At 64.0% G+C, this 13,223-nt stretch carries 9 protein-coding genes; 4 read left to right on the top strand and 5 right to left on the bottom strand.

The genetic code is table 11. From position 1 onward, the window contains the following. Positions 1–60 precede the first annotated feature (60 nt). The 3 genes from AC04SH_RS15105 to AC04SH_RS15095 form a co-directional block, all read right to left on the bottom strand. On the bottom strand, positions 61–1,587 hold the full coding sequence (locus AC04SH_RS15105; protein ID WP_488575622.1) for an ABC-F family ATP-binding cassette domain-containing protein: 1,527 nt from the start codon (positions 1,585–1,587) through the stop codon (positions 61–63). A gap of 409 nt (positions 1,588–1,996) precedes the next feature. After that, positions 1,997–5,209 carry an excinuclease ABC subunit UvrB gene (gene uvrB, locus AC04SH_RS15100; protein ID WP_488575621.1) on the bottom strand — a complete coding sequence of 1,071 codons (3,213 nt, stop codon included), beginning with the start codon at positions 5,207–5,209 and terminating at the stop codon, positions 1,997–1,999. A 122-nt stretch (positions 5,210–5,331) separates the two neighbouring features. Then, positions 5,332–6,588 carry a hypothetical protein gene (locus AC04SH_RS15095; protein WP_488575620.1) on the bottom strand — a complete coding sequence of 419 codons (1,257 nt, stop codon included), beginning with the start codon at positions 6,586–6,588 and terminating at the stop codon, positions 5,332–5,334. A gap of 135 nt (positions 6,589–6,723) precedes the next feature. Between AC04SH_RS15095 and AC04SH_RS15090 the strand changes: the two genes are divergently transcribed. Together AC04SH_RS15090 and AC04SH_RS15085 are read left to right on the top strand one after the other, a co-directional pair. Beyond that, the gene (locus tag AC04SH_RS15090; protein ID WP_488575619.1) at positions 6,724–7,770 is read left to right on the top strand and encodes a CapA family protein; all 1,047 of its coding nucleotides are present in this window, start codon (positions 6,724–6,726) and stop codon (positions 7,768–7,770) included. Between the two features lie 54 nt (positions 7,771–7,824). After that, on the top strand, positions 7,825–8,802 hold the full coding sequence (locus tag AC04SH_RS15085) for a hypothetical protein (RefSeq protein ID WP_488575618.1): 978 nt from the start codon (positions 7,825–7,827) through the stop codon (positions 8,800–8,802). 47 nt (positions 8,803–8,849) lie between these two features. On the opposite strand, the gene AC04SH_RS15080 is transcribed toward AC04SH_RS15085, so the two are convergent. Then, positions 8,850–9,371 (bottom strand): hypothetical protein, encoded by a 522-nt coding sequence (locus tag AC04SH_RS15080; RefSeq protein WP_488575617.1) that lies wholly within the window; start codon positions 9,369–9,371, stop codon positions 8,850–8,852. A gap of 285 nt (positions 9,372–9,656) precedes the next feature. On the opposite strand from AC04SH_RS15080, the gene AC04SH_RS15075 reads away from it, so the two are divergent. Continuing rightward, a complete protein-coding gene (locus AC04SH_RS15075) occupies positions 9,657–10,274 on the top strand; it encodes a hypothetical protein (protein WP_488575616.1) in 618 nt (205 codons plus the stop codon). A gap of 44 nt (positions 10,275–10,318) precedes the next feature. Here AC04SH_RS15075 and AC04SH_RS15070 read toward each other — a convergent pair whose 3' ends face one another. Next, positions 10,319–11,440, bottom strand: coding sequence for a hypothetical protein (locus tag AC04SH_RS15070; protein WP_488575615.1), 1,122 nt, complete (start codon positions 11,438–11,440; stop codon positions 10,319–10,321). An 804-nt stretch (positions 11,441–12,244) separates the two neighbouring features. On the opposite strand from AC04SH_RS15070, the gene AC04SH_RS15065 reads away from it, so the two are divergent. Next, entirely contained in the window at positions 12,245–13,183 is a 939-nt protein-coding gene (locus tag AC04SH_RS15065; protein WP_488575614.1) for a diacylglycerol/lipid kinase family protein, read from the top strand. The last annotated feature ends 40 nt before the right edge of the window (positions 13,184–13,223 follow it).

The following is a 13,223-nucleotide window of genomic DNA, read 5'->3' as shown; positions in this document are numbered from 1 at the left end:
TCGACTTTTGCGAAAGCATGACGAGCAGTCCTGATGGAGGGCCGGCCTGTCGGCCAAACCTCAACCACCTGGTTCGGCCACCGAGCGGAAGAATTCCTCGGGGTCTTCGACTTCGGTCAGCTTCCGCTTGTCGATCAGCCAGAAGCGGTTGCCGATGGCGCGGATGAAGGAGCGGTCGTGCGAGGCGAGCACGCAGCTCGCCTGGTGCTTGAGCAGTTCCTCCTCCAGCGCTTCCTGGCCGTCGATATCGAGATGGTTGGTCGGCTCGTCCAGCAGGTAGAAATTGGGATTGGCGAGCCTGAGCGCCAGCATCATCAGCCGCGCCTTCTGGCCGCCCGACAGCACGCCGATCTTCTTCTCCTGCATCTCGATGACCACGCCGGCGCCGGCAAGCAGCGAGCGGGCGCGCTGCTCGCCGACATCGTAGCGGCGCGAGACCATGGCCAGCGGCGTGTCGTCGCCGCTGATGCCGGCCAGCGCCTGGTCGCTGTAGCCAAGTACGGTCGACGGCGTCACTTTCACACCGGGCGCCGAGTCCGGCTCGGCGATTGCGTTGCGGATCAGATTGACGAAACGCGACTTGCCGACGCCGTTGCGGCCGAGCAACACGATGCGGTCGCCCTGGCAGATGTGGCGCTTGCCCGTCCTGAACAGCAGCGTGCCGTCGGGCGTTTCCACGGCTGCGTCGTCAAGCGTGATCAGCACCTTGGCATGCGTGCCGCGGTTCGCCAGCCTGATCGCTCCGGCCGAGCGCTCGCGATGCGCCTGCACGGCCGCGTCTTCCAGCTTCTCCGCCCGTTCTCTCAACTGCTTGGTCTTCACCGTCAAAAGGTCACTGCCGGAATTGATGCCGATGTTGTTGAGCTTGGCCGCCTGTTTGCGCAGTTGCTGCGCCACCTTCATGTCGCGCTCGAATCTGCGGGCCATCGAGGCATCAAGTTCGTCCAGCGCCTGCCTTGCACGCGAATAGGGCAGCGCAAACACCGGCGATTCCTCCGGCCGCAGGAACAGCGTACGGTTGGTGGTGGCGTCGAGAAAGGCGCGGTCATGGCTGGCGATCACCACCGGCACCTCACGCGGCAGCGCGTTCAGCCAGGTCTCGAGCTGGCTGATCTTGGCGAGGTCGAGATGGTTGGTCGGCTCGTCGAGCAAAAGCACATCGGGATCGGTGACCCAGACGCGGGCGATCAGCGCCAGCCGCTGCCAGCCGCCGCTCAGCGCCTGCATGGGGCGCTCGCGCATCGGCTCGGGCACGTCGAGCGAATCCAGCACCACGTCGACCCGCCACATCTCGCTGTCGACCTGCTCTGGTGGCAAGGCATCGGCCACCACCTGATGGAAGGTGCGACCGAGAAGGGCAGGGGGAACCGACTGCTCCACATGGCCGACGCGCAGGCCGCGCGTGCGGCTGATATCGCCGGAACTCGGCTCCATCCCGCCGGTCAGGCATTTGAGCAAGGTCGACTTGCCACGGCCATTGGCGGCTACAATGCCGAGCCGGTCGCCGGTGCCGATGGTGAGATCGAGATTGGAAAACAACGGCGCACTCATGGTGACGCCGAGGGATTTGAGGCTGATCAGGGCCATTTGATTTCTCTGGTCTAGCCGGAGACAACTCCGGGTGCACTTTGACGGTGCGCGTGCCGGCCACCAGGCTCAGTGTTGCGCACCACGAAGGGCAGACCAAAAATCGAAGCGGGAAAAACCCGTGATGTCCCTGGTCAGCCCTGCAAGCAAGCTCGCAGGGCAGAAATCGGGCCACGCTGACGATGGTGATCGATAAACACGCAGCCCTCCTTTCAAAATAAGACGTTGAGTGTGGGGAGCGATTACACCAAAGGCCGGGGTGGAGGCAAGGGGCTGGGAAGTGCGGGGCGGCGAGACTGCTGATCTCCCCCCTTGTGGGGGAGATGCCCGGTTCACCCTCCGAAGCTGCAGCGCAGCGAAGGACGGGCAGGACAGAGGGGGGCGCTGTCCCGCGGGCGTTTTGAATGAATTACTTCCCCGGCCTGCCGGTCTTGCCCGGTCGGCGCTTTTCGCGACGGGCGTCGCCTGGTTCTTCGTAGGAACCAATACCGGCGCGCTGGCGAACGGTTGGCTTGGCGGAATCGCTGCGATCCTTCGCGCCCCCCTCTGTCCTGCCCGTCCTTCGCTGCGCTGCAGCTTCGGAGGGTGAACCGAGCATCTCCCCCACTCGGGGGGAGATTGGCTGGGGCTTGGCCGGCACTTTTCCTTCGACCGGTTTTTCCGTCCGGCGCACCGTCATCTCGTCGAGCGAATTCTTCTTGAACAGCGGTTTTGCGGGCTCGCCCGGAATGCCGAAATCGGAGCCGTGCGCCTCTTGCGCCGACTGTTTCTTGAACAGCGAGCGGGACACCGCGCCCGACGGCGTCGGCATGTCGGTACCAGGCCCCATATCGTCCAGCGACGGCTTGGCGAACAGCGGCTTCTTCACCGGCACGGTGCCGTCGGCGCCCATTTCGTCGAGCGCCGGCTTGCGGAACAGGTTGGACCGGGCAGCCCTGGCCGCCTCTTCGGCGACGCGTGCCGCGTCGAGCTTGCGGAAACGCTCCTGTTCCTCTGCCGTACGATGTTTGGCCACGCCCTTGTTGTGCTTGCCCTTCTCGCGGCCCGAGACCGGGCTTTCCATATCGGCATATTTCGCCAGCGGGTCTTCGGAGATCGACAATTCCATCTCGCGCAGCCGCTTGATCTCGTCGCGGATGCGGGCGGCCTTCTCGAAGTCGAGATTGGCGGCGGCGTCGCGCATCTGTTTTTCCATGGCGTCGAGATGGGCTTTCAGATTGTTGCCCATCATGGCGCCAGCGCTGTCGGTGAACTGCGAGATGTCGGCGCGGACGTGGTCCTTCTCGTAGACCGAATCCAAGATATCGGAGATGCGCGACTTCACCGATTCCGGGGTGATGCCGTTGGCAGCGTTCCACTCCATCTGCTTTTCGCGGCGGCGGTTGGTCTCGGCCATCGCCCGTTCCATCGAGCCGGTGATCTGGTCGGCATAGAGAATAACCTTGCCGTCGACGTTGCGGGCGGCGCGGCCGATGGTCTGGATCAGCGACGTTTCGGAGCGCAGGAAGCCCTCCTTGTCGGCATCGAGAATGGCGACGAAGCCGCATTCGGGAATGTCGAGACCTTCACGCAACAGGTTGATGCCGACCAGCACGTCGAAGGCGCCGAGGCGCAAATCCCTAAGGATCTCGATGCGCTCTAGCGTGTCGATGTCGGAGTGCATGTAGCGCACGCGGATGCCTTGCTCATGCAGATATTCGGTCAGATCCTCGGCCATGCGCTTGGTCAGGACAGTGACCAGCGTGCGGTAGCCGGCGGCGGTGGTGTCGCGGATCTCGCCGACGACATCGTCGACCTGGCTCTTGGCCGGACGCACCTCGACCGGCGGGTCGATCAGGCCCGTCGGGCGGATGACCTGCTCGGCAAAGACGCCGCCGGCCTGTTCCATCTCCCAACTGCCGGGCGTCGCCGAAACGGCGACCGAGAGCGGGCGCATGGCGTCCCATTCCTCGAAGCGCAACGGACGGTTGTCCATGCAGGAGGGCAGGCGGAAGCCGTATTCCGCCAGCGTCGCCTTGCGCCTGAAGTCGCCGCGGTACATTCCGCCGATCTGCGGCACGGTGACGTGGCTTTCGTCGACGAAAACCAGCGCGTTGTCGGGAATGTATTCGAACAAGGTCGGCGGCGGATCGCCCGGCTGGCGCCCGGTGAGATAGCGCGAATAGTTCTCGATGCCGGCGCAGGAGCCGGTCGCTTCCAGCATTTCGAGATCGAAGCGGGTGCGCTGCTCCAGCCGCTGCGCCTCCAGCAGGCGGCCAGCCTTTTCAAGCTCTTGCAGGCGCTGCTTGAGTTCTTCCTTGATCGACTTGATGGCTTGATTCAAGGTCGGGCGCGGCGTCACATAGTGCGAGTTGGCGTAGATCTTGACGCTTTTCAGCTCGCCGGTCTTCTGGCCGGTCAGCGGATCGAATTCGGTGATCGCCTCGATCTCGTCACCGAACATCGAGATGCGCCATGCACGGTCCTCAAGGTGGGCCGGGAAGATTTCGATCGTGTCGCCGCGGACGCGGAACGAGCCGCGGACGAAATTGATGTCCTGGCGCTTGTATTGCTGTGCGACGAGGTCGGCGAGCAAAGCGCGCTGGTCGAGCCGGTCGCCGATCTGCATCTGGAAGGTCATCGCCGTATAGGTCTCGACCGAGCCGATACCGTAGATGCAGGACACCGAGGCGACGATGATGACGTCGTCGCGCTCGAGCAGCGAGCGCGTCGCCGAATGGCGCATGCGGTCGATCTGCTCGTTGATCGAGGATTCCTTCTCGATGAAGGTGTCGGTGCGCGGGACGTAGGCTTCCGGCTGGTAGTAGTCGTAATAGGAGACGAAATACTCCACCGCGTTGTCGGGGAAGAATTTCTTGAACTCGGAATAGAGCTGCGCGGCCAGAGTCTTGTTGGGCGCCAGGATCAGAGCAGGGCGCTGCGTCTCCTCGATCACCTTGGCCATGGTGAAGGTTTTGCCGGAGCCGGTGACGCCGAGCAGCACCTGGGTGCGGTCATTGTTGTCGACGCCCTCGACGAGATCCTTGATGGCGGTCGGCTGGTCGCCGGCCGGCTCGAAATCCGACACCATCTTGATGGCGATGCCGCCTTCGGATTTTTCCGGGCGGGCAGGGCGGTGCGGTGTCCACAGCACGCCGTCCTTGTGCAGCGGATTGCCGGATTCGATCAACGCCGACAGCGCCGCGACCGTGGCGGTGACGCTGCCCGAGGCCATCGTCTCGGCATCTTCCAGCGAGATGTCCAGGCCGGCGACCGGGTTGAGGCCGGCTGCCGTGCGTTCCCGGGCCGTGGCCGCACCGCCCATTGAGGTGCCGCGCGAACTGCGGCCGGGCGCGGCGGAACGCTCCGGGATCTTTTTCGCCGCCTTTGGCGATTTGCCGCCGCCATCCTTGCCGGAGAGGCGGCCTTCCTTCTCGGCCTCCTGCTCGATCTGCTCAGCCCAGTCCGCAATCGAGCCGGTCAGCGGCGTGCCGGTGAAGTCGGCTTGCGGCGCCTCGGCGAAGCCGCCCTTGTGCAGAGGCTCCGAGGCATCGAGGAAATCGGTCAGCGGGCTGCGCCGCTTGGGCGAAGCGCTGTTGTCACCCGCCGTCGAGGGCGTCTTTTCATCAGGGAGTTTGGCCATGCCCCAAATATGGGCAGAGTCCGCCAAAATGGAAAGGGTGCAGTGGCGAGGGGCGTGGTGCCAACCGAAGCTGCTGACACAAGGGTGTCAGGAGCAGTGGCGCGAGTGCTTGGCGATTGTCCTCAGTTGAACCACAACGCAAAGGTCAAAAACCCGGCGCCGCCGAACTGGCGCTGGATCTGGTCGAATTCGTCGCTGGTCAGGATCTTGCCGCTCTCGAGATAGGGCGCGATCGCCGGGCCGGTGATCGACAGTACCAGGTCGAACGGTTTGGGTTCTTCGAAGAAGCGCTTCATGTTGATGCCCTTGTCGGCGATGCGGAAATGCGGCAGCAGCACGCGGCCTTCGAGCAGATCCTCGGCCATGGTCAAGGCGGCGAGCCAGGCCTGCACCTGCTCCTCGCCGACCTCGAGGCCGGTCAGCGGGTTGGCGCCCTTCTGCTGCGGGCCAGGCAGCCATTCGCGGTCATTGTCGGTCTCAGTGCGGATCGCCTTCCAGTCCTCGCGCGACAGCCGGATCATTTCCAGAAGGTGGCGGCGCGCCGCCTGCCGGCGTTCCGGCTCGACCACCGGCCAGTTGACGAGATGCACCAGCGAGATGAAGTCGGCAATGCGCCATTCGGAGGCCAGCATGCCGCCGCTGGTGCCGCCGTCCAGCGGCACGAGAATGTCCTGCAGTGGCAGTTTGGCGTGCGGGAACAGCATGTGGAACGAGCCGTCGAACATGTTCCTGAAATCATGCGCCAGCCAGAAATCGGCTTGAGCCATGAGGAATTCGGCATAGCCCTGCAGCCAGAAACCGTCGGCGCGATCGAAGCGGAAGGTGAGCGACGGTTTGGTATCGTCCGGGGCGATGCCGCCGCGCGCCAGCGACGCCATGATGGCGGCCATGCTTTCGTCGGGCGCGATGGCGCCGTCCTCGTTGAGGTCGATGCCGACATGGGTGAGGTCGATGACCATGCCGATATCGGCGTCCGCCGGCACCGAGCCCAGCGTGGCGGCGGACTTTTCCAGCCGGTCGCGGAAGGCGACCAGGATGGCGCGGAACTGCTCATAGCTCAGCGGTTCGGGATTGGGATTGTCGGGAACCGGCAGCCGCATCAGCGGCAGCATGAAGGATTGCGGGCTGTCGAAGCCGTGGCGGTGCAGGCCGCCGGCGAGGATTTCCAGCGCGGTGAAGAATTCGCCGGCGCCGGCGGCGTAGGCCGACGCCGGATCGCCTGGTGCCGCAGCCTCAAGCGTGGTCAGCGCGGTGTTGCGGTCGGCCACGGTCTTGGCTTCGAACAAGGCGGTTGCCGCTTCGGGCGCCGCGGCCGACGCCGAAGATAGTGGCAGTAGCAAAATCAGGGCGGATGCCAACAGGCTTGCTACGCGTGTCATCTCATTCCTCCACTATGCGACTGCGCGGACATTACACGCATTTGGCGCCATGTCTGCCGGCGGCAGTGTTTCAAGGACTGACGGTCGACACTTCCCGGGCAGACCGTCTACACAAGGCAAACGATTGGGCGTCGCGTGTCAAATTATCCGCTTTCCTACAAACTGTCATGGCTGCCGCGCTTCCTGAAGCCGTCGCTCGGCGGCGATGTCAGGGATTTTGCGCCGATCGCCGCGACAACCATCATCGATCCGCCGCCGGCGCAGAGAGTGCGGCTGGCTTTCGTCGGCGACATTTCGGCGGTGGCCAACCGCAGCGCGCCGGAGTGCGATCCGATGATCGCAAAGCTGCTGGGCTCGGCCGATCTGGTGATCGGCAATTGCGAAAGTCCGGTCGTTGAGCGGCCGAGCGTGGCACTCGGCACGCGGCTCGGCACGCACCATGCGATGAGCGAACGGTTTCTCGCCGACGCACTTACCGCCGTCGGTATCGCGCGCGAAAAACTGGTGCTGTCCCTGGCCAACAACCATGTGCTGGACCAGGGCGTCGCCGGTTTCGACGAGACCGTTGCAGCGCTGAAGCGGCTCGGCATCCGCACCATCGGCACCGCAAAAAAGGGACCGGTCGAGCAGGTCAAGGCCGGGCCACTGACGATCGGCTTTGCCGCCTTCACACTGTGGCGCAATGCCGACGCTGTGCCATTCACCGATCTTGTATCGATGCAGAGCGATCCGACGGCATGGCGCAGAGGCGCGGCCGACAAGAACATCGATCTGCGCTGCGCCATTCCGCATTGGGACTGGGAGTTCCGGCATTTTCCGCACCCGCAGACGCAGGCGCTGGCCAGGCAGCTTGCCTCGCACGGCGTCGGGCTGATTGCCGGGCATCATGCCCATGTCGTGCAGCCGGTGCAGTGGGTCGGCAAGACGCTTGTCGCCTATGGGCTCGGCGACTTCCTCGGTACCGCTTTGGCGCGCCAGCCATGGCCCGGCCGCATCGGCGGCATTTTCGTCGTCGATGTCAGCGCCGATCTCGGCAAGCGCGGCACCATCGCTGGTTACCGGATGTATCCCTTCATGCGATTGGGCGCCGGCGGGCATGAGCGGCTGGTTCCAGTCGAGGCGCTGGCGGGGCGGATGAAGGGCAAGGTCGAGGTGCGGCTGAAGGCTATCTTCGGCGATTGAGGACTTTCCCGCAAAAACGGCTATCATGGGCTAGTTCAGGCTTGCGAGCGGGCGATGGAAACGGCGGATTTCATGCCTGATGAAACGGTCATCGCCGGCATCAGGAAGAACATCGAAACCTATGAGGCCGGACGCGCCTCGGCCTATCGCCAGGTGCGCTGGCGGGTGCCGGTCTTTCTGGGGCTGCTGCTGGTCTTTGTTGCGCTGGTCGCCTGGCTGTTCAACAAGGTCGCCGACTTGAACGAGCAGTGGTTCTCGACGCCGCATGTGTTCCTTTATGTTGGCTGCTTCTTCGCAGCGTTGCTGCTCTATTTCCTGGCGATGAGGCCGGCGGCGCGGCTGCAGCAATCGTTCCGCGACACGCTGCTGCCGATCATCTTCGGCTTCATCAGGGATGTGCGCTATCAGCATAGCGTGACGCCGAATTCCTTCGACCGGCTGCCGCGCGCCGTGGTCGGCGCCTTCAACCGGCAAAGCTTCGACGACATCGTTTCAGGCCGCTACGAGGAGTTTCCGTTCGAGCTTTACGAGGCGGAGTTGCGCCAAGGCTCGGGCAAAGGCTCGTCGACGGTCTTCAAGGGCGTCATCGTCGCCTTCGAGACGATCGCGCCATTCCCTGGCATATTGGTGGCGACGCGGCGCAGCAATGCGGTCGTCGGTTTCTTCCGCGGCATCTTCGCCGGCAAGATGCAGGAGCTGTCGAGCGGTGATCCCCTGCTCGATGGCGACTATGAATTCCGCACCGACAATGTCGCCGCCGCCCAACCGCTGGTGGCTGGCCGGCTGGCAAAGGCGCTGAAATGGCTGCATGAGACGTGGCGCGATGATCCGGCGCGGGTCGCGCTCAACGGCAGCGACGGTTTCCTGCTTTTGCCGCAGCCGAAGAATTTTTTCGAATTGCCCGCTATTTCCGTGCCGCTCGACTACACCAGCCATATTGCGCCGATGATCGCCGATATGGGCGCGATCCTGGCGACGGCGGCGCTGGTGCGCAAGATCGGCGCGACGGATGGCGAGGTTCAGCCCAGCTGACGCGGATCAGCAGTCGAAGCCGTGAGATAGCCCGAACGGCGCGCCGCTCACAGCCCGCTCGGTACGAGCCCTGCCAGCCAGTTCGCTGACCGCTTGGCCATACCGACCGTTGCTGACGCGGCGCGACCGAGGTCGGTCTTGACCAACGCATAGCCGTTCCTGGTGCGGTAGAGCACGCCGGTTCCGCCATCGACCACTTGCTCGTAGGCGACGGGCCGGGCTGCTGCTGCTTCCATGGCCGTCGTCGGCGAGCCGACGGGAACGCTCGGCCGACGGCTCAGTTCCGGCGGCAATGGGCTTTCGGATTGAACACGCCGGCTGGCCGGCTTCAGTTCCGGGCGGGATGCGGTCGCCGCCAGTTGCGAAGAGGATGCCGACCCCTTGGTGCGGCAGATGCCGGAAACCAGCGGATAGTCGAAGTTCTTCTGGTGCAGCATCTGGCTTTTCATCGCCGCTTCGCAGTCAGCGATGGTCGCCCACTTTGCCGGCGTCTCGCCGATATATTCGCAAAGCTTGGCGTCGCAGTCGCAGCCGACGATGGTCATGGCGACAAGGGCGGTCTTGATCACGGTCTTGTCCTCGGATTGCCCCCCGGCAGCCATCCCTTCCATCGCGCGCGAACAAGGCGGGATTTTGGCCGCGCGCGCAATGAGCCCAGGCGATGCGTTTTCGGGAGCGGCTCACTATAGGTGGATTTCGAAACGCCCGGACGCAGATGGGGTTGCGGCCATGGCGCGTTTGCGGAAAGAAGCGCAAAATAAACATTGCCTTCTATCGCCACGACAACTGTTTCCTGGAGCGGTTTTCTATTACGATACTGACGGGGCGATACAACAAATATCGGAGGGGTTACCATGGGAAGAATTGTCCGGTCCGCGGTGGTGTCGAAAGGTAGACCGGGGCTTGAGGCCGTTGCAGGCGCTGAAGACGGCGAAGGCGGGCAGAACGGTCAGGGCGAAACGGACTCGAAAGGCGGCGACGGCTATCTCGACCGGGTGGCGAAATATGTGCCCGCCGAAGTCGTGGCGTTCTTCATCTTCGTCAATTCCATCCTCGACAACGCGGCCGAGGAGCCGGTGGCCAAGGCTTTGGCAACGGCGCTGGATGAGAAATCCACCGATGTTCCCGGCGCTGTGCGGGCCGCTATAGACACGGTCAAAATGGCCGGCTTCAGCATCTGGACCATTTCATGGATCGTGTTGATTATCGCGCTGGCAATGACGCCGATCTATCTTAAATCGGTGAGCGATGCCGCCGACAATGCGGAGGCTCCCGGCGCCAACATCGTCATGTCGATGCTCGCCTTCCCGTTCTGGGCTTACGCCGTCGATGCTCTCGCCTTCAGGCCATGGCATGACGGGGCGCTGGCCAGCATCATGCTGGCCACCTTCACGATCATCAGCGGCGCCATACGGCCGGAATATATAAACGCTGGTCTCAATTTGATCCCGGGCATCGGGCCAAAGAAGTAGGCCGGCGCGGGGGCCGGCCTCGTCGCAGGACGGTCGTCGCGGCTTCAGTAATCGTAGACATGTTCCAGCCTGGCGCCGGCGCTCAGCAGCGCCGGCAGCACAAGGTGCAGCTTGCGCACGGCGACGATCAGCCCGGTGCGACGGGTTGCCGGATCGACTGGGATCGGCTGGTTGAACAGCACGCGGACGCCTTCGGGCGGCGCAAGCTCGGCCGCCGACAGCATCGTGATCATGATTTGGTCATTGCCGCCGATCTCGACAAAGGACACGCCTTTATCGATCAGCCGGGGGATCATGTCGGTGAACGGCTGACCGCGCCTGGTGATGAAGATGGTGCCGTCGGCGGCGAAATCGCGTTCCAGCAAAGTGTCGGCTTCCTCGCGCGTCGCTTCGCCGACCGGACCCTTGGCCCAGACATGGATGTCGAGCGCAGTGGGGTCGGAGGGCACGCTGAGTGCGCTGACCAGCCAGGCGGAGCCCTGCTTGACCGTGTCGGCGAAGCCGAAGGCGAGCTTGCGCTCCCCGCTGCGCACCGCCCCGTCGCCGGGTGCGGGCTGCACGGCAAACAGTTCGGCACGCTTTTCGGCGTAAGGGAACTGGTACCATGATGACCGACCGAGAAAGCCGGCATAGTCGGCCGCCGCTTTGGCCTGGTAGATGTCGGTGGCGGTGCGCTTGCCGGCAGCGGCCTCGGTGACGCGGCCGACCGTGTTCTCATAGGCCCACTGCAGTACGTAGCCGAGCGTGTAGCCGGTGCCGATGACGACCGGCATCTGCTGGTCGTCATAGTTGAATTTCTCAATGGGGCTGGCGCGTAGGATCGCGGCGTAGTCCTGCCAGAAGCTGCCGATATAGGACCAGTATGGGAAGCCGCTCGGCTGGTCCTTTGCGACAAAGCCGGCATAGTCGCGCGCGGCATGGACGGTCGCCCATTCGGGATAGGCGAGAAAGGTTGATGCTTGCGGACGCTGGTAGCCCGCAATCTCGGCGCGGACCTTGTCGGCCAGCGCCTTGGGCGGAGCGCTGCCGGCCACACCGGTCAGCGGTTCCGGCGACGACCTGGTCAGGAAACCGTAGGCGAGGCCGGCGATCGGGACCAACACGACGATGGCGACCAGCCAGAGGAGGGTCTTGACGATGCGCTTCAGCCAGCGGAGCAGGATCATGGCCGGTCAGGCCGTGGCAGGACAGCAGCATCGATGCGGAATGCAGGTGGCGGCCGGCTTCCGGATCAGCGTCATGAAGTATCCCCTTCAAGCGACACTGGACGTTAGCCGATTTTACCGGAAGTTGCAGCCCCACCTGCAACCGGGTTGCAGCTCCAGCTAGAAAGGTATGTGGGAGGCCCGAAAGACAGTCGGCGCCGGGATTTCTCCCAGCGCCTCCCTGTCAGATCAGGACACGGTCGGGCAGCAACTTCCCTAGAGATGTCGCGCCATGCCGGCCTTGATTTTGACGGCCCTGCCAGTCACCACCCGAGGGTGATGCCCGTTCCAGGCCACGCCGTTCTCCACTCTTGCGAGCTTTGCTCAGCGTGCCATCGAAGGTTTTTGCCGTCCTTCATGGCAGCATCGGTCCGCCGTTGGCGTTCGCACGCTTTCCGCGGCCCCGTAGGTCTCGGCATCCGTCCCTCGAACAGGCAAGCCTGCTCTCGCTTCGGGCCGTACGGGCCTCAGGAAATCCGCCTTTTCGCTTTGCCTTTCGGCGTGGCGATCGGTAGCCGCCTGAGATGGGTTTAACGTACGCCGGGTAAGGGTTTTGGGGAATGGGCGCGACCCTGTGGATAACGGGATTATCGGGGATGGTTTGCCACGAACCTCGGAATTTTTGCGGCTGCTGCTTTAGACAGCCTTCCCGCTTTTTGGCACTCCAATCGGCAGCGCCCCTTGCTCCGGCGGTCGGCACGGGTTTCAATGCCGGCAAAGGACTCTGCGGCCTCCACGTCGGGCCGTCCTTTTGGGGAGGCGTCGTTGAAAGTCGGGGTGGTACTCAATCCGATTGCCGGTGGCGGCCGGCTGAAACGGCATTGGCCGGAGATCGCCGCTTCGCTGAACAAGCATTTCGGCGACTTCGAGTTGCGCGAGACGCAGGCTGAGGGCGACGCCGAAAGGCTGGCGCTCGACCTCGCGGCCAGCGGCTTCGACTTGGTGATCGCAGCCGGCGGCGACGGCACCGCCAGCGAGGTGGCGGACGGGTTGTTGCAGGCATTCGACGAGAGTGGCCGCACAACCGAGCTTGGCTTGCTGCCTTGCGGCACCGGGATCGACTTCGCCCGCGGGCTCGGCCTGCCGAAAGAGGTGGATGCCGTGCTGAAACGGATCGCCGAGGCCAAGGCGCGCAAGGTCGATGCCGGGCGCATCTGTTATATCGATGATCACGGCGCGCTGGCGAGCCGCCATTTCATCAACATCGCCAGCCTCGGCCTGTCGGGCGCCACTGACCGCGCGGTCAATGCCGACAAGCGCAAAGGCAAGATGTCGGCCAAGGCGCTGTTCCTGTGGCGCACTGTGGTTGAGTTCATCCGCTACCGTTTCCAGGACGTCCGGATCACCGTCGATGATGGCGCGCCGGTTGAGGCGCACATGGCGCTGGTGGCGGTGGCCAACGGGAGATTCTTCGGCGGCGGCATGATGATCGCACCGGATGCCGAGCTCGCCGACGGCCAGTTCGACATCGTCGTCCTGCGGGCGGCCGGCAAGCTGAAGCTGATCTGGGACATCCGGCTGCTCTATGGCGGACGGCACCGCAACCATCCGGCCATCACGATCCTGCGAGGCCGGAAAGTGGTGGTCGAACCGCTCGGCGATGTCGAGAAAAATGGCGCGCTTGTCGACATAGATGGCGAGTCGCCGGGGCGTATTCCCGCGACCTTCGAGATTTTGCCCGGAGCGCTGACGCTGAGATATTGAATCAAGTGCCTTAGGCGCTGATTCTGAAGGCCAGACTAAG

It is taken from the genome of Mesorhizobium sp. CNPSo 4688 (assembly GCF_057784295.1).
This window is presented reverse-complemented; position numbering and strand designations above follow the sequence as displayed.

What these genes read in the sequence shown, in the direction of transcription:
- AC04SH_RS15085 (WP_488575618.1), top strand. Translation starts at nt 7,825, where the DNA reads ATGGAAACGGCGGATTTCATGCCTGATGAAACGGTCATCGCCGGCATC.
- AC04SH_RS15105 (WP_488575622.1), bottom strand. Translation starts at nt 1,587, where the DNA reads ATGGCCCTGATCAGCCTCAAATCCCTCGGCGTCACCATGAGTGCGCCG.
- uvrB (WP_488575621.1), bottom strand. Translation starts at nt 5,209, where the DNA reads ATGGCCAAACTCCCTGATGAAAAGACGCCCTCGACGGCGGGTGACAAC.
- AC04SH_RS15095 (WP_488575620.1), bottom strand. Translation starts at nt 6,588, where the DNA reads ATGACACGCGTAGCAAGCCTGTTGGCATCCGCCCTGATTTTGCTACTG.
- AC04SH_RS15075 (WP_488575616.1), top strand. Translation starts at nt 9,657, where the DNA reads ATGGGAAGAATTGTCCGGTCCGCGGTGGTGTCGAAAGGTAGACCGGGG.
- AC04SH_RS15070 (WP_488575615.1), bottom strand. Translation starts at nt 11,440, where the DNA reads ATGATCCTGCTCCGCTGGCTGAAGCGCATCGTCAAGACCCTCCTCTGG.